Annotated in this window: 15 protein-coding genes; 10 read left to right on the top strand and 5 right to left on the bottom strand. The window is 33.1% G+C overall.

Translation table 11 applies throughout. The annotated features are described in order from the left end of the window. Positions 1-32 precede the first annotated feature (32 nt). From FA048_RS02190 to FA048_RS02170, 5 genes are all read left to right on the top strand, one after another. Positions 33-776, top strand: a complete 744-nt coding sequence (locus tag FA048_RS02190; RefSeq protein ID WP_136838502.1) for a shikimate dehydrogenase family protein — start codon at positions 33-35, stop codon at positions 774-776. Positions 777-910: 134 nt separating this feature from the next. Continuing rightward, entirely contained in the window at positions 911-1,498 is a 588-nt protein-coding gene (gene gldD, locus FA048_RS02185) for a gliding motility lipoprotein GldD (RefSeq protein WP_136838500.1), read from the top strand. Between the two features lie 82 nt (positions 1,499-1,580). Continuing rightward, positions 1,581-2,219: an MBL fold metallo-hydrolase gene (locus FA048_RS02180; protein ID WP_136838498.1), complete on the top strand. Its 639-nt coding sequence runs from the start codon at positions 1,581-1,583 to the stop codon at positions 2,217-2,219. 72 nt (positions 2,220-2,291) lie between these two features. Next, entirely contained in the window at positions 2,292-3,524 is a 1,233-nt protein-coding gene (locus FA048_RS02175; RefSeq protein WP_136838496.1) for an ABC transporter permease, read from the top strand. 2 nt (positions 3,525-3,526) lie between these two features. After that, a complete protein-coding gene (locus tag FA048_RS02170; protein ID WP_136838494.1) occupies positions 3,527-3,907 on the top strand; it encodes a hypothetical protein in 381 nt (126 codons plus the stop codon). Between the two features lie 131 nt (positions 3,908-4,038). Here the strand turns inward: FA048_RS02170 and FA048_RS02165 are convergent, their stop codons facing one another. Both FA048_RS02165 and mqnB read right to left on the bottom strand, forming a co-directional pair. Beyond that, positions 4,039-4,896 carry a menaquinone biosynthesis family protein gene (locus FA048_RS02165; RefSeq protein WP_136838492.1) on the bottom strand — a complete coding sequence of 286 codons (858 nt, stop codon included), beginning with the start codon at positions 4,894-4,896 and terminating at the stop codon, positions 4,039-4,041. Between the two features lie 45 nt (positions 4,897-4,941). Continuing rightward, complete coding sequence (gene mqnB / locus FA048_RS02160; RefSeq protein WP_136838490.1) at positions 4,942-5,565, bottom strand: futalosine hydrolase; 624 nt, start codon at positions 5,563-5,565, stop codon at positions 4,942-4,944. A gap of 111 nt (positions 5,566-5,676) precedes the next feature. On the opposite strand from mqnB, the gene FA048_RS02155 reads away from it, so the two are divergent. From FA048_RS02155 to FA048_RS02140, 4 genes are all read left to right on the top strand, one after another. Continuing rightward, positions 5,677-6,087: a 6-pyruvoyl trahydropterin synthase family protein gene (locus FA048_RS02155; RefSeq protein ID WP_136838488.1), complete on the top strand. Its 411-nt coding sequence runs from the start codon at positions 5,677-5,679 to the stop codon at positions 6,085-6,087. A gap of 10 nt (positions 6,088-6,097) precedes the next feature. Further along, on the top strand, positions 6,098-6,733 hold the full coding sequence (folE, locus tag FA048_RS02150) for a GTP cyclohydrolase I FolE (protein WP_136838486.1): 636 nt from the start codon (positions 6,098-6,100) through the stop codon (positions 6,731-6,733). 80 nt (positions 6,734-6,813) lie between these two features. After that, positions 6,814-7,692 carry an ACP S-malonyltransferase gene (gene fabD, locus FA048_RS02145; RefSeq protein ID WP_136838484.1) on the top strand — a complete coding sequence of 293 codons (879 nt, stop codon included), beginning with the start codon at positions 6,814-6,816 and terminating at the stop codon, positions 7,690-7,692. Between the two features lie 29 nt (positions 7,693-7,721). Continuing rightward, positions 7,722-11,450, top strand: coding sequence for a sensor histidine kinase (locus tag FA048_RS02140; RefSeq protein ID WP_225872455.1), 3,729 nt, complete (start codon positions 7,722-7,724; stop codon positions 11,448-11,450). A 6-nt stretch (positions 11,451-11,456) separates the two neighbouring features. Here FA048_RS02140 and FA048_RS02135 read toward each other — a convergent pair whose 3' ends face one another. Continuing rightward, positions 11,457-12,362: a hypothetical protein gene (locus FA048_RS02135; protein WP_136838482.1), complete on the bottom strand. Its 906-nt coding sequence runs from the start codon at positions 12,360-12,362 to the stop codon at positions 11,457-11,459. A 214-nt stretch (positions 12,363-12,576) separates the two neighbouring features. Between FA048_RS02135 and FA048_RS02130 the strand changes: the two genes are divergently transcribed. Continuing rightward, positions 12,577-14,115: a glycoside hydrolase family 10 protein gene (locus FA048_RS02130; RefSeq protein ID WP_136838480.1), complete on the top strand. Its 1,539-nt coding sequence runs from the start codon at positions 12,577-12,579 to the stop codon at positions 14,113-14,115. On the opposite strand, the gene FA048_RS02125 is transcribed toward FA048_RS02130, so the two are convergent. Both FA048_RS02125 and FA048_RS02120 read right to left on the bottom strand, forming a co-directional pair. Beyond that, positions 14,108-14,920, bottom strand: a complete 813-nt coding sequence (locus tag FA048_RS02125) for a DUF1835 domain-containing protein (RefSeq protein WP_136838478.1) — start codon at positions 14,918-14,920, stop codon at positions 14,108-14,110. The genes FA048_RS02130 and FA048_RS02125 overlap by 8 nt on opposite strands. A gap of 40 nt (positions 14,921-14,960) precedes the next feature. Then, on the bottom strand, positions 14,961-17,804 hold the full coding sequence (locus FA048_RS02120) for a M16 family metallopeptidase (RefSeq protein WP_136838476.1): 2,844 nt from the start codon (positions 17,802-17,804) through the stop codon (positions 14,961-14,963). Positions 17,805-17,827 lie beyond the last annotated feature (23 nt).

The raw sequence follows: 17,827 nt of genomic DNA, 5'->3' as shown, positions 1-17,827 counted from the left end.
GTTTACTCCTCACAATGATGCAATAATTTACTATGAGAACATTCGGATTAATTGGCTTTCCATTATCACATTCATTTTCAAAAAAATTCTTTTCAGAAAAGTTTACGAAAGAACAAATTACTGATTGTAAATATGAATTATTACCGATAGAAAGAGCTGATGAAATGGTGGAGTTAATTGCAAAAAGACCATCACTCTGTGGGTTAAATGTTACTATACCACACAAATTAAATGTAATCCCTTTTTTAAATGAGATTGATGTTGCTGCTAAAGAAATTGGTGCTGTAAATTGTATTTCAATTCAGCAAAAAGGTAAAGTGCCTTTTCTTAAAGGATACAATACTGATGCTTATGGTTTTGCTGAATCGCTAAAACCATTATTAGAAAAACAACATCAAAAAGCATTGATATTTGGAGACGGAGGAGCCGCCAAAGCAGTAAAGTATGTATTAAAGCAATTGCAAATTCCTTATTTAGTAGTGGTTAGAAATCCAGTAGAAAATGCAATTTTATATTCTGCAATTAATGAAGAGTTGTTAGATGAATATAAATTATTGATCAATACTACACCACTTGGAATGTTGCCAAATTTAAACTCATATCCAGTATTTCCATACCAGTACTTAACGCCTCAACATTTGGTGTATGATTTAGTATATAATCCAGAAGAAACGGTATTTTTAGCTAAAGCAAAAGAGCAGGGAGCTAAAATTAAAAACGGATTAGAGATGTTATACTTACAGGCAGAACGTTCTTGGTATATTTGGAATTCGTAATGCATCAGATACGTCACTCTGAATTTATTTCAGGGTCTTTGTAGCAGGAAAAATGCTGAAATGAATTCAGCATGACGGGAAGGTTTATAGAGAATATTAAAGAAGTATTTTATTTTAAGATATCAATCATACAGATGAGAAGATTTATTATTCTTTTGGCTGCTTTTATTATAATTGCTATTGCTTCCTGTACAAGTGAAAACACATTTGCTCCAAAGCCAAAAGGATATTTTAGAATAAAATTCCCTAAAAAAGCATATCAAACTTACAATTCAGCTTGTCCTTTTACATTTGAATACCCAGTTTATGCTCAAATGGTTATCGATAGTGATAAAAATGCACAGCCATGTTGGAATAATTTAAATTTTCCGCAATTTAACGGCCAGCTCCATCTTACGTATCATGGCGTTTTTTCGGCTAAGGGATATAATAAAATGACAGAATTGGCAAGAGAGTTGGCTATGAAACATACCATTAAGGCAAGTTCAATCGATCAAAAAGTAATTAATTATCCTGATAAGAAAGTATATGGAATTTATTATGCTATTGAGGGAAATACAGCATCATCAGTTCAGTTTTTTTTAACAGATAGTGCTAAACATTATTTCCGTGGCGCTTTGTATTTTAATGAACGCCCACAGTACGATTCTATTCAGCCTGTTGTTAAATTTATTAAAAAAGACATAGACAGATTAATTGAAACTTTTAGGTGGAAGAATTAATGAGCTCGCCAATTGTTAAATTCCGAAATTGTTTTACTTTTAATATTACAGTCGTTTAAACCGTTATTTATAACCATAGTCTATGATCAGTCTCAAGAAATTTACCTTCAATCCCTACCAAGAAAATACTTACGTTTTATATGATGAAACTGGGGCATGTGTAATTATAGATCCAGGCATGTATGATGGAGCTGAGCAAAATCAGTTGGTAAACTTCATTAAAGAAAATCAGCTTAAGCCAGAACTTTTACTAAATACACATTGCCATATTGATCATGTTTTAGGTAATAAATTTGTTTTTGACAATTGGTCTTTAAAGCCTCAATTTCATAAAGGAGAATTGTACATTTTGCAAGCAGTAGCAGGTTATGCGCCACAAATGGGCATGCATTATGAACTTTCTCCAGAACCTGAAATTTTTTTAGAAGAAACAGGGGTTATTACTTTTGGCAATAGTAAATTAGAATTGGTTTTTGCACCTGGACATTCACCAGCTCATTTATGCTTTTATGCAAAAGATGAGAATTTTTTAATTGGAGGAGATGTTTTATTTTACCGTAGCATAGGTAGAACAGATCTACCTGGCGGAAATCATCAACAATTGATCAACAGTATCAAAGAGAAGGTATTTAATTTGCCAGATGACTGCGAAGTCCTTCCAGGTCATGGGTCTTCTACAACCATCGGTTTTGAGAAAATAAATAATCCTTTTTTAACGTAGATGAAGAACGTTTAGATTGATGTTTTAACACCATCTTCAGTTTAGCTCTTACATTTTCCCTATCTTTATAGCGTGAATACTGCACTTTACATCGCCAAAAGATATCTTTTTGCAAAGAAATCAACTAATGCTATCAATATCATTTCGGCAATTTCTATGCTAGGTGTTTTTGTTGGGAGTACGGCTTTAATCATCATCTTATCAGTATTTAATGGCTTTGAAGAGGTGGTACTCAAAATGTTTAATACCATTACTCCTCAAATCATTATTCAGCCTTTACAAGGCAAAACATTTAACCCTAATACGGTATATTTTAATGAACTGAGAACAAACAAGTCTGTTTATTCATTTACAGAAGTACTCTCAGAAAATGCCTTAATTTGGTATAACAATAAACAAATGCCTGCAATGGTTAAAGGCGTAAGTAAAGATTTCGTTAAAAACCAATCTTTAGATACCATTATTATTGAAGGTCATTTTATTTTACAGAATAAGAATGGCCCGGCTGCGGTTATTGGCTCTGCACTGCAAGCTTACTTAGGTGTAAATTCTGCAGATCCTTTTGAGCAGTTGCAAATTTATTCTCCAAAAAAGGGAGTTCAAGCAAGTTCAATAAATCCGATGGACGACTTTACTGTCCTAAATATTCCTCCTTCTGGAGTATTTGAAGTGCAGCAAGAGTTTGATAATATTGTAATTGTGCCAATTGAATTTGCTCGACAACTTTTAGGTGAAGAGAAAAATGTGTCTGCTATTGAGATAAATGTAAACGATGGGATAGACGCAGAAAAGCTTAAGGATGAAATTGGTAAGACATTAGGAACTAATTTTGTGGTTAAGAACAGAATTCAGCAAAATCAAGCATTGTATAATGTTTTAGGATCAGAGAAATGGATGGTTTACATCATTCTAACCTTCATTTTAATTATTGCTATATTTAATATCATCGGTTCCCTAACTATGCTTGTAATAGATAAATTAAAAGATATCTCAATTCTACATAGTCTAGGAGCAGGGAAAAAATTAATCAAAAGAATATTTTTGGTAGAAGGCATGATGATAACGCTAGCAGGTTGTATATTTGGATTAATAATAGGATTTGTTTTCTGTTTATTGCAACAACGTTATGGCTGGTTTAAGATGGGCGAATCTAATTTATTAATCTCCAATGCCTATCCCATAGCTTTAAAATGGCAAGATTTTATACTCGTTTTCGTAACAGTTAGTATTTTTTCTCTCATCGCTTCAGCTTTGGCATCAAATTTAAGTGTAAAGAAAATAGACCATCTAAATAAAGATCTTTAATTATGAATAGCTATAAAAAATCAATCTTTACCTTATTTGCAGCTATGCTTATGTTATCGGCTTGCAATGACGATAAAAAAACTGACGACAACAATAAGCCTGTTGTAGTAAAAGGTCTTTATAGCTTTGGGCCTGAGGTGAAATCTTTCACTAATTGTGAAGATAGTAGAGAATATTGGGTTATAGACAGCGCTAAAACATTAGAGCTTGCTTATAGTGACCTAGGTTTCGAGAAGCCATATACCCCAGTTTATATTGAAGTGGAAAGTCATTTTGTGAAATCAGATACAACTGCTGTTAATGGCGATTACGACTCTACAATGGTGGTAACAAAGTTGCTAAAAATTAGCAAACAAATTCCCGACGGACCTTGCTCACAATAAAAGATGCCATTTAATTGAGACGTGTTGAAAATTAATCATCCTGCTTTAATAAACTTTTGCAACAAGCATATTAGGCAGAGAAGGCCGCAGCCTTTGCATATATCGGCAATGTTAAAACTGAAGTAGAAAAATTAACTATAACGAACGTATAAATCTTCTTTGAAATTAGGAATGACTTTATTTTTAGTTGCCATATCAAATAAGGTATCAATTGCTTTTTTACCTTCTTCTCCTAAATCAATAGAATATTTGTTAACGTACAACTCTATGTGTTTGTACATTACAGCTTCATCCATTTCTTGAGCATGTTCCTTAATAAAATCTAAACCAGATTTTGGGTTTGCAAAAGCAAATTCAACAGACTTTCGTACCAATCGATTTACTTTCTGTTGAACCTCCACTGGTAACTTTCTATTGATAACTATACCACCCAAAGGAATAGCACAGCCTGTTAGTTCTTCCCAATAACTTCCTAGGTCAACAACTTTATGTAAGCCCTTATCCTGGTAAGTAAAACGATTCTCATGGATGATTAAACCTAAATCGATTTCTTCATTTAACAAGGCATTTTCAATTTCAGAAAACACCATCTCTTTTTTACTGGTTAATTGAGGATAAGCAACACCTAGCAAAAAGTTAGCAGTTGTGTATTTGCCTGGAATACCTACTTTAAGTTGAGGGTTTGGATTTAAGAGTTGAGCGCTAATTTTATCGATGTTTTCCTTTTTGCAGATTAATAGTGGCCCAACGCCAAAGCCTAAAGCACTACCAGCATTTAAGAGTGCATATTTTTCAACTACATAAGCAAAAGCATGGAAACTCAATTTGGTAATGTCTAATTCCCCACGCATTGCCTTTTGATTCAGTGTTTCTACATCGTCAAAAGAAACAGCGAACGATAAACCTTCAGTATCAATTTTACCATGAATTAGGGCGTCGAAAATAAAAGTATCGTTTGGACAAGGGGAAAAGCCAAGTGTAAGTTTCATGGTGTAAAATTAAGGCTAAAAGTTATTCCAATCGTCATTTTTACCTCATTTGATTTTCTGAGTAATGAAATCAATAACCCAATCATTCAAGTTTTTTATAGCCAAGCCAATTTCCCAGGTTTCCTTCGCCCTTGGTGTAACATAATTAGAAATACTCCTTATTTGTAAGCAAGGAATACTGAGCTGCTCGCAAGCGTAAAATACAGCAGCCCCTTCCATACTTTCTACTTGTGGCTGAAACCTTTTTGTTATCGTTTCAATGCTTTTAGAATTGCCATGAACCTTATTAACTGTAATGCCTTTAACCTTTGGTAAATTGTTAATTTCATAATTAGATTGGAAAGTATTTTTTCCAAAACCAAGTTCATCTATAGTTAAGAAATTATTATTATCTTCTGCGCCAAGTTCAGCAAAGGTATCCTTGTAAATATTTACTAAACCACCTAATGGGATATTTTTATCAAAACTTCCAGCTATGCCAACATTTAAAACTAAATCATAGCTTTTATCAAGTCGCTGTCCTAATGAAAATGCAGTAGTAGTCATGCCAACTCCAGTAATCAAAATGTCAAAGTTTGGAGTTTTAATAAAATCCTGCTCTGCTAAGTCAAAATGCTCGTAAACCTTTGTTAACTCTTTTTGGGTTGCAGCAACAACTAGTAATTTCATTCTTCTAAATTAAAAATTATGATTGAGAATTTACGTTTTTAGCTTTTAGCTTTTTTCTTTAGTCTTTTAGCATGAACCTTATCCGTATATTTGCTTTTTATTTGATGAATAATGATTTATATTACAAGAAGGGAAAGTTTTAATGCTGCTCATAAATTATCGAGAACAGATTGGAGCTTAGAAAAAAATATTGAGGTTTACGGTAAATGTGCAAATCCAAATTGGCACGGACACAACTATCAATTGTATGTAACTGTTAAGGGAGAAGTTAACCCAGAAACTGGATTTTTGGTTGACCTGAAATGGCTGAAAGAGATTATCAATACAAATATTGTTGATAAAATAGACCATAGAAACCTTAATTTAGATGTAGATTTTATGAAAGATAAACTGGCTTCTACAGAGAACTTGGCTATAGCAATTTGGGACATTTTATACCCTCTCGTTCAAGTAGATGGAGCACAATTACATTGCATAAAAATTTATGAAACTGAAAACAATTTTGTAGAATATTTCGGCTAATCAATTATAAATGGAAAACGATAAATACAATCATGACGACGAAGTTTTGGGCTACCAGAAAATCGACAGATATGATGATGAAAAAATTAGTTCTGTAGCTATACACTATAAAGATATTTTAACTCAATTAGGTGAAAATCCAGAACGCGAGGGTTTATTGAAAACACCAGAGCGTGTGGCTAAGGCATTGCAATACCTTACGCATGGGTATGATGTAGATCCTTCAGAAATCCTTCGTTCGGCAATGTTTAAGGAAGATTATAGCCAAATGGTAGTGGTAAAAGACATTGAGATTTTTTCAATGTGCGAGCACCACATGCTGCCTTTTTTTGGTAAGGCACACATCGCTTATATTCCAAACGGACATATTGTAGGGTTAAGTAAAATACCAAGAGTTGTAGATGCATTCGCTCGCAGATTACAGGTTCAAGAGCGTTTAACAAATGAAATTAGAGATTGTATTCAAGATACATTACAACCAGCTGGTGTAGCAGTTGTTATGGAATGCAAACACTTGTGCATGGCTATGCGTGGAGTGCAAAAACAAAACTCTGTTACTACAACGTCGGCATTTACAGGTGGATTTTTAAGTAACGACAAAACAAGAGCAGAGTTTTTAAGGTTAATAACTGCAAACCTACATTAACCCCAAACCCCTAAAGGGGCTTTGGATAATTGGACAAATTTTTAACAAATATAAATTTCCCCTTTAGGGGATTAAGGGGTATGAAAGCATATATTTTTCCAGGGCAAGGAGCCCAATTTGTAGGAATGGGTAAAGATCTTTATGAAAATCCATTAGCAAAAGAATTATTTGAAAAAGCAAATGACATTATTGGGTTTCGCATAAGTGATATCATGTTTAGTGGAACTGATGAAGAGCTAAAACAAACTAATGTAACACAACCAGCTATATTCTTACATTCAGTAATTTTAGCTAAAGTTTTAGGTGATGATTTTAAACCAGAAATGGTTGCTGGACACTCTTTAGGAGAGTTTTCTGCTTTAGTAGCTGCTAATGCTTTATCTTTTGAAGACGGTTTAAAATTAGTAATCACCCGTGCTAATGCAATGCAAAAAGCTTGTGAGTTGCAACCTTCTACAATGGCCGCTATTTTAGGCTTGGCAGATGAAGTAGTTGAAGAAGTTTGTGCTGGTATTGATGCAATTGTGGTTCCAGCCAATTATAATTGCCCTGGACAACTTGTTATTTCAGGTAGCATTGAAGGCATTGATGAAGCATGTGAAAAATTAACTGCTGCCGGAGCGAAAAGAGCATTAAAGTTAAATGTTGGTGGTGCTTTTCACTCACCATTAATGGAGCCAGCAAGAAGGGAGTTGCAGGCAGCTATTGAATCAACTGCTATTTCTTCACCAGTTTGTCCAATTTATCAAAATATAAATGCAAAGCCAACAACAGACCCATCAACAATTAAAGAGAATTTAATTGCACAATTAACAGGGGCAGTAAGGTGGACACAAACTGCTACAAATATGATCGCAGATGGCGCAAATGAATTTGTAGAAGTTGGACCTGGAAACGTTCTTCAAGGTTTAGTAAAAAAGGTGAGCAGAGAAGTGCAAACAAGTAGTGCGACTATTTAATATTATTAAGTTTATAAAATAGGTTCAATGTGGGTATAGGAGGTAAAATAAGGTTTCTTTTATTGCTTTTAGGCATTTGTTGTATTGCTACAGCTTTGTCTTTAAATAATTCAATTACCCAAAAAGATCTCCTAGTACACGAAGCCAAAACCCTCCAACAAAATTTAGCGATAAAGGAACGTATTGTTCAAAGTTTTCTTTCTAATCCTGATAAGTTAAAGGAGTTAAAGGGATTTGATAAGAATGAGCAACAATCTTTAAATTTCATTAATACCTATAGGGATAATGGAATTAACGTATTAGTTTATAAAGATCAAAAACTTCATTTTTGGAGCTCTGCTATTGCTTTCCCTCAAAATATTAGCCGCTTAAAAGAAGGTCCTTCATTTCAACAATTACCAAATGGTTATTATGAAGTAATAAAGAAGACTTCAGATGATTATGTTGTTATTTTTTTAATAGGTGTAAAGACACAGTTTGGCATTGAAAATCAGTACCTTAAGAATAGAATTGTGCCAGAGCTTTTTCCAAACAATAGTTTAGATTTAGCCTCATTTACCGATAAGGATACTAAAGAGATTTTCAACATCAATAAAGAATATCTTTTTCCTGTTAAGTTAAGTGAAGAATATTCGAAGAATATCTACGCAACAGTGCAATTATGGCTATGGATTGTTGGACTATTTAGTATTTGTTTATTTGTAAACTCCTATTGCAAGTGGCTAGCCAATAGGGGCTTTATATATTCTGCTACGTTAGTGCTAACTGTCTTTTTCTTTGCATTCAGATTGTCTGATTTGCAGTTCTTTTGGTTTAATCACCAGTTTAACCTCGAGATTTTCAGCCCCTCTATATATGCGCAGAGTGAATTTTTACCCTCATTAGGAGATTTATTATTACATGTAATTTGCCTTACATGGATTACGCTTTTCATTTATGTACATCGAGGTAAGTATGTTTTACCAAAGTGGATAGTAAATAATAGACTTGCTGGAATTTTATTACATATAATTTTATTGTTAATTATATCAAGTTTTGCATTTATAATTGATGATGTATTTCATGGATTGATTAACAATTCGAAAATAAATTTTGATATCACCAACATTATAAATTTAGGGTGGATTAGTTGGATCAGCATTTTGATACTTTGCTTGGCATGGTTTAATGTTTACCTAATTACAAACATCTTTATTGAAATTACTAAACAGTTAAACTTTAGTAATAAGGATAGATTAATACTCTTTATTCTACTGTTAACAGGATATTTCATATATAAGCTAATAGACGATTTTAACGTGTTCTTTTTGGTTTATGCACTTTTATTATTTGTAATTGGATGGAATAATTATGTTCAGAAACGTCAGTTTTCTATTGGTGTATTTGCTATACTTTTCTTGTGTATTGCATTTCTAACCTCTCTTAAATATATAAAGTTTATTGACTTAAAAGAACGGAACAATAGAGGGGGGATAGCCCGAAAGCTAGAAAATTCAGATGATCCAAAGGTGATCAATTCAATTAGCAGTTTTGAATTACGCATTCCATCTGATTCGATGATCGTAAAATATTTCAAAGACCCTAAACTTATTAAAACTTTTAACTTTAATAATTATGTCACAAAAAAATATTTAGACGGTTATTTATCCCGCTTTGAGTATAAAATTTTTGCTTACAATAGCCAAGATTCTGTTTTAAAGCAAGAGGAAAGTGTTCCGATTTCTAAGTATAAAGATTTGGTTAAATCGGGTGCATTTAAAACGCCTGAAACGATTTATTCCTATCGAATTAATGACACTTTCGGTTACCAAGATTATTTTGGCATCATCCCGATTTTTGATGATAAAGATTTATTAGGGACATTAGTTATTGATTTAAAATCTCAATCTTATGATTACAATAGTCACTTTCCTGAACTATTAATTGAAGGGAAATTAAAAAGTGATGAAGATTTTAGCGAATATTCTTTCGCGTTTTATAAAGACAATAAGCTATCAATTCAATCGGGTAAATTTACTTATCCGATGATGAATACTGAGTTTAAAGGAGTGGTAGATAAAGTTGAATTTAAAAATGAAGAGACAAATGATTACAGTTATAACCATGCCATTTATAAAGCTAATAATTCGAAGTTAATTGTAATTAGCAAAGAAAAAATGCCTTATGTAGTTAGGTTAGCTACTTTATCATTTTTCTTTTTGGTGTTCATTTTATTTGGGATAGCTGTTTACATTATGCTTTGGCTGGCCAAAAATATAGAAGATACTAATGCCGGATGGTTTAGGATTAATCGGTACCTCATGATTAATGCCAACAAAATTCTATACAAAACACGTATTCAAGTTTCTGTAGTGCTATCTGTTGTGGCAACTTTATTAATTGTGGGCTGGACAACTTTTTCTTACATTAAGGAGGAGTACTTAAAGCAACAAAAAGATTCGATTCGAGAGAAGGTTAGGAAGGTACAGCTCTCTTATGAAAAACAAATTTTGAATACCGGAGCTATAAAAACAGATGATGAGGCTGAATTTGAATTCAATAAATTTGCAGATATAAATGCGGCTTATTTAAATCTTTACGACATCAAAGGAAATTTGGTGCTAACATCCTTACGTAAAATGTATGATTACGGAATTGTAGGGAAACAAATGAGTTCAGATGCATTTATTAATTTAAGTCTAATGCAACGGTCAGAGTTCTTAAATCCTACAGAAAAAGTTGGAGAATTTACCTATGCCGCTGCTTATGCGCCAATACGTAATGGACAAAATCAAACAGTTGCGTATATAGGGTTGCCTTATTATGCGAATGAAATTGATTATCAAGAAAAGATAGGGTTGTTCATAAATACACTGATTAACATATATGCCCTCGTATTTGTGCTTATAGGTGTGCTAGCTGTGTTTTTAGCTAATCAGATAACTAATCCCTTAACTTTCATACAAGAAAGCATCAGGCGCACCAAATTAGGGCAAAAAAACCAACCAATTATTTGGCATAGGCAAGATGAGATTGGTTTGTTAATTAAAGAGTATAATAAAATGATTGCTGCGCTCGAAATAAGTGCCGCAAAACTAGCTCGATCTGAAAGGGAAAGTGCATGGAGGGAAATGGCAAAACAGGTTGCGCACGAGATTAAGAATCCGCTTACACCATTAAAACTCGGAGTGCAATTGCTAGAGAAATCTTGGAAGGAAAATGATCCAAATTTTGAGAAGAAATTTGCAAGTTTTAATAAGTCTTTTATCGAGCAAATTGATAGTTTAGCTACCATAGCATCGGAGTTTTCGAATTTTGCAAAAATGCCTGATACCAAGCTTGAAAAATTAGAACTATTGCCTGTTATTGAACAAGCTATCGCAGTATTTAATTCTTCAGAAAATGTGGAGATTATAGTACTTAATCGAACCAATACAAAAGTTATGGTATTAGGAGATAAAGATCAGTTACTACGTACATTTAACAACTTGCTTAAAAATGCAATAGAAGCAAGTGAATACAAAGATAAGTGTGCAATTAGGATAGGAATTATAAATGATGAGAGGCAAGTTTATGTTGAGGTGGAGGATAATGGAAAGGGTATTGATGAAGCACTAAAAGACAAGATTTTTGTTCCGAATTTTACTACAAAATCTTCTGGTACTGGATTAGGTTTAGCCTTTGTTAAACAGGCAGTAGAAAATGCAGGTGGAACGATAGAATTTACATCAAAAATTGGTCAGGGAACTACATTTTATTTTACTTTTCCTCTTATATAATTTCTTCTACCTGAGAGAGATTTGGCTTTTCCCCATTACATAGCCGTCAGCATATAAAATAATTGAGTAGACGCCTTTCATAAATTCTTTTGGGTTAGTCCAATCTATCTTATATTCAGTCTCATCATCGTTATAATAGAATTCTATAGCACTGCTATATTGCATTTGTTGACCATCAATTTCAAATAAGTTACTCTCATCTGCTATTAAATTTCCAGCAGGGTCAAAAACTCTTAAAAATACTTTGTGGTAATTTTTATTTGCTAATGGATTGGATACGATCGCAAACTTTACTGTTAATTTATTTGTAGTACTTGCTCTGGTAACTAAAATGTTCTTACCGCTGCTTTTAACCTTATATGCTTGAATATCAATGTTTGATGCCTTTAGTGCTGCGCCAACTTTAACTTTGGCATTAAGGTTTTGATTTTCTTTTTCTAGAGTTTCAGTTTTTTCACTATAAGAATTTACAGTTGTTTTTAAGCTATCACGTTCTGTTTTTAAGTAAGAATTTTCCTTCTCTAAACGTATAATCTGATCGTTATAGTTTTTAACAAATTCTCTTAGCTCTTTAATCTGATCTTGCGCTTCATCTAAATCACCCTGTGTAAGTTTCCCTTTCTGTAAATCAAGTTTTAATTCGGCAATTTTCTCTCTTGCAAGTTTTTCCTCTTGAGCTAATTTATCACTTAAATTAACATTAAGTAAGGTTACTTTATCAAGTTCTGCCTCTATTTTTTCAACTTCTAAATTTAATCGTTCTTTTTCAGTACTTACAGTTACAAATCTACTGCTTTGTTGCTTGTCCTTAACATACAAATAGGCATTTATGCCTAAAAGTGCTGCTATAACTACAATTAAAAAATAAACTTTATTTCTATCAACCTTATTGACAGGGTCTTGTTCTTGCATATGTATTAAAATTTTCCTTTTACCATATTTTAAGGTCAAAGAATTAGATCTTACAGGACAGCTAACATAATATAAAAAAACGAAAAGTGTTAAATTTGTAGCACTTTTGTATCAAAATTCTTAAAATTTACGTTTAACGTAATTGATTAGAATTACTTGTGCATTAAAAACTACAAATCAAAAAGAACAAAATCCCTTATACTAAAATCATATAATGAATAAAAGCTACATCTACGCACTTTTACTCTCACTAGCTGTTCCACTTTTCTCAATTGCCCAAAACACCACAAAAATTGCTCCAAAACGTGAGTTTAGAGGTGTTTGGATTGCCTCAGTAACCAATATAGATTGGCCGTCAAGACCCGGGCTTTCTGTAGATAAACAAAAGCAAGAATTGATTGGTATTTTAGAACAGCATAAAAAAAGTGGTATTAACGCTATTATGCTTCAAATAAGACCAACCGCAGATGCTTTATATGCTAAATCTAGAGAGCCTTGGAGCCATTGGTTAATGGGTAAACAAGGGCTAGCACCTGCTGCAGGATATGACCCTTTGGAATTTGCAATTAAGGAAGCTCATTTTAGAGGAATGGAACTACATGCATGGTTTAATCCTTACAGAGCAACAATGTCTGCTGGTCAACTTACAAGTTCTGAACATATCACAAAAAAAAGACCTGAATTATTCTATAGATATGGAGGTCAGATTCTTTTCGATCCAGGTTTGCCTGAGGTTAGGGAATATATAACTCAAGTTATTTTAGATGTGGTTAAAGAATATGATATTGATGGTGTTCACTTTGATGATTATTTCTATCCTTATCGTATTGCTGGGCAAACTATAAAAGATAACACCACTTTTACCAAGTATGCTAATGGTTTTACCAATATTAACGATTGGCGTAGAAATAATGTTGATATGCTTGTTAAAATGGTAAATGACAGTGTTCACCATTATAAAAAACACGTAAAATTTGGAGTTAGTCCTTTTGGTATTTGGAGAAACTTTAGAGAAGATACTTTAGGATCCAGAACAAATGGTTTATCTAATTATGAAGAGCTTTATGCAGATTCGAGAAAGTGGATTAAAGAAGGATGGGTAGATTACATTAATCCCCAAATTTATTTTACTTTCAAAAGAGCAGCAGCACCTTTTGGTACCTTACTAGATTGGTGGGGTAATAATACTTTTGGAAGACATCTTTACATAGGTCAGGCTGCTTATTTAGTAAATACACCAACAAAAGTAGATCCAACGTGGATGAAAATAAATGAAATTCCTAATCAGATCAGGTATTTAAGGGCAAATAATCGTGTGCAGGGAAGTATTTTTTTTAGTTCAAAATCACTTTCTACAAATGCAAAATCATTAACAGATACGCTAAGAAATGACTTGTATAAATATCCTGCCCTGCCTCCCCAAATGCCTTGGTTAGATGATGTAATGCCAAACACTCCTCAAAATTTAACTGCAGACGCACTAAACGATGGGATAAATATAAAGTGGGTTAAACCTTTAAAAGCTGTGGATGGTGAAACCGCCTCTGGCTATGTTGTCTATCGCTTTAAAGAAGGTGAAAAGATTGGGATTCTTGATGCAAAGAACATACTTCATATCAGCTTTGAAGACTTTACATTCTATTTAGATACAGATGTTGAAAAAGGTAAAAGATATAATTACTTAGTTACAGCGTTAGATAGGTTGAAGAATGAAAGTGAACCTAGTGGGCCAATTGGTGTACAGGCTAAGTAAAAGCAAAATCTTTACTGATAAACCCTTTTTTTTGAATTTCGTTTAAGGCAAGATCTAACTGCAAATCTCCAAGGCCAAAGATGCTTTCTTGCGCCCAGAATTTCTCGTATATTTCAGATTTGTTTGTCATTCCGGCGTTAATGAATCCTAGTAATACCTCATGAATATGATTTAAACCATTTGATTTTTCAGACCTCATCAAATGTGCTGCTAAGGCTTTTTTTAGCAATGCTAGCTTACCAAAATCTCCTTTTAAAAAGGTTGTGATTCTTGTTGAATCATTTTCTATATATAAATCCCAAGCTTTTGCTGCTAAATCTAAATCTACTAAGCTTAACTTTATCTTTGTTGGCAATAGTTTCTTTAATTGTGTTGGTGATAGCTCACCTAATCCCCTAAAATTTGGTAATCCATCAAATTTATCTGGGCAAATTAAATAAATAGGAATTTCATAATTGATATTTTTTAATGTAGCAAGAACGAAAATCAAATTAATCTGGCAAACTAAATCATATTCAAACCATAAAATGATTTGATCATATTCAGTTAAAGAATTGAGTTTATTTACTTCATTAATTACTTTTTCTTTATAACTATCATAATTTTCTCCAAAAGTCTCATAAATCCACTTGGAACGCAATTGAAATAGGCTATTCTTAGTGACTGGTCCTTCGGATAGTATTTCTCTCCAAATAAGAATATCACCACTTATTTCTGTTTCTTTAAAAACATTCATAGTGGCATCACCATTTAAAACATGTAGTGTTTTAGAATTCATGCATGTTAAATTAATTAAAAAACCCATCTAAAAATAATTAGATGGGTTTCTAAAGTAATACTTTTAATTACTTCTCTGGCACTAATACTACACGAATATAGTTTTCTCCGTTTAAATATTTTTGTGCGGCAGCCTTACTGGTTGCAACGGTTACACCGTTAATTCTATCTTTATTTCCTAATAATTGTTCAACATCATCACCATACTTTAAGCGATTGGCTAAATAATTTACCCAATATCCATTTTCTCTGAGGCTTAATTCTTCCTGACGAATTTCTTCAGATTTAAATTTCTTTAGGTCATCTTCGGTTGCGCCGTTTTGTTTAAAAGAATTAACTTCTTCTAGGGCAGCTGCAATTAGTTTTTCTACGTTAGCTTTTGAGCAGTTAAAAGAGATAGTAAAGTAGTAGTGTGCAGATGGATATTTCTCTACACTTAAACTAACTCCTGGGCTATAAACCCCACTTTCTTTTTCACGTAAACGCTCTAGTATTTTTATTTCCAAGGCACTTTTTAAAGCATCTAATTGTACATTGTTGGCTGCATTATATTCGTAGTCATCATGGAAAAATAATTGCACCGTAGCTTTGTCTTCCAAACCTTTATAAACAGTCTTGCTTACTTTGCCTTTGGGTGGACGAACGCCATTGTCTACAAAAGTTTCATTTTTATTTAAAGCTGGTAGGCTAGCTAAATATGTAGTTAAAAAAGGTTTTATTTTTTCAACTTCAAAATTACCTACAAAAACAAAAGTTTGTCCACTAGCATCGGCAAAACGATCCTTATAAAAACTGTAAGCTTTATCTAGAGATATTTTATCAATGTCTGATAAATTTATCGGCATGCCTCGTTTGTGATAATTTGCTAATACGGCTTGTAAAGTATCTGCATAAACACTATTTGGATTGCTATTTTTGTTAGCGGTAATTACCTTATAATCGCTTATGTTTTTGTTAAAAATTTCTACATCCTTGCGTGGGTTTGTTGCGTAGGCATAAATTAATTGAAATGCAGTTTCCAAATCTTTTGGAGATGCACTGCCAGAGAAACCTTGGTATTCTGAATCTATGTAAGAACGAGCAGTAGCAGTTTTGCCAGCTAAATATTTACTTAACTGAGTAGGGTTAAAATCACCTACTCCAAATTGTGCAATTAAACTTGAATTTTCTGCTGATAGATAATCATCATTACTAGCTATTGATGTACCGCCTTTACCAAAAGAAGTGAAGATAACTTGGTCGTTTTTAAAATTTGTTGGTTTGAGCACTACTTTTATACCATTACTTAAAGTTAAAGTTGTGATATCTAATTTCTCATTCTTACTTTCGTTAATAATTTTACCTGCTATTGGCATTGTAGCAATTAATGGTTTGTTAACGGTATTGTCTATGTATGGAGTAATGCCATTACCTGCGGTTTTTAATGCGCTAAGCAATTGTGCCTCTTTTGGTAAATCTGCAGCTTCCTTTTCTGGTGCTTGTACAATTATGGTGATGTTGTTTTTGGTAATTAAGGTTTTAGCTACTGCATTTACCTCATTTAAAGTAACAGTTTGGAGCAATTTTTTAAACTCGGCGTAATTATAATCTGCAGACTGAATACTCGAACCCACTAAAAAATGATCTAAATAATCTTGCACATAAACGGCAGATTTTGTTTTGTCTTTCTCTTTGTATTGTTTTTCTACACCTGCTTCAAGTTTCTTTTTAATAGTTTCGAACTCACCTGTTGTAAAACCAAATTTTACCATACGCTCATTTTCTGCAAGTGCAGCAATAAGAGCTTTCTCCAAATCTTTTGCTGATTTAGCCACAGCAACAGTCTGTAAAGCACTTTCACCCCAAACTAAACCTCCTTGATATGGTGAGTATGAACTTTGTGCGAATAAAAATGGAGCAGTTCCTTTTTGAGTAAGTTCTTGTATGCGAGAAGCTAACATGCTATTGATCATAGATTCGATTGCATTTCTTCTAAAATCTGCATCTGTTTTTACAGGGCTAGATTTTTGTCTATAAATAACCTGTGCAACATTGTATGGCTGTTCCTTATCAGTTACAATTTTAACATTAGGGGTTATATTATCTGGCAAGGTATAGTTAAGACGAGGCTTAGGGTTGGCAGGGTTTTTTAGACCTGAGAAATTTTGCTTAATCAATTGTTCAACTTCTTTAACATCAAAATCTCCTACTGCAATAACAGTTTGTAAATTAGGTCGATACCAATCTTTATAAAAGTTACGAATTTTGTCGTGTGTGAAGCTTGTTAATACTTCTATTTTACCTATCGGGATACGTTTTGCATATTGCGAATTACTCAACAAGAAAGGTAAGAGCTGATTGCTCATTCGTTGCTGTGCATTTTTTCCTCGTTGACGATCTTCTTCAACAATAACTCCACGCTCATTGTCAATTTCCTTACCTTCCATGGTAACTTTTCCGGCCCAGTTAGCTAAAATTTTAAATCCAGTTTTAAATACCTCTACGCTATCTGTAGGTATGGGTAGCTGATAAACAGTTTGGTTAAAGCCTGTATAAGCGTTTAAATCTGCACCAAAACGAACCCCCGCTTTTTGCAGGTAATTGATCATTTCGTTTTTTGGAAAGTCTGTGCTGCCATTAAATGCCATGTGCTCTGTAAAGTGAGCCAAGCCTAACTGCTCTTCAGTTTCCATTAAGGAGCCAATTTTGTTGCCTAGGTATAATTCTGCCCTATTTTTTGGCTCTGTATTTTTACGAATATAATAGGTTAGTCCGTTAGGTAGTTTACCAATAATAACGTCTGGATCATTGGGGATTAATTTAGCGACAACAGCTTTGGTTGAAGCTTTAGTTGTGGTGGCTTTTTTTTGTGCTAAAACAGGTTGAATAAACAAACCTGTTGAAAGTACAACAATTAGAAAGTGTTTTTTCATAGATGTAATGATGTTAGTATTGA

Origin of the sequence: Pedobacter polaris (assembly GCF_005116505.1) — a bacterium.
Classification (GTDB): domain Bacteria; phylum Bacteroidota; class Bacteroidia; order Sphingobacteriales; family Sphingobacteriaceae; genus Pedobacter; species Pedobacter polaris.
Note: the sequence above shows the minus strand (reverse complement) of the source record. Positions and strands in the feature narration are given on the sequence as shown.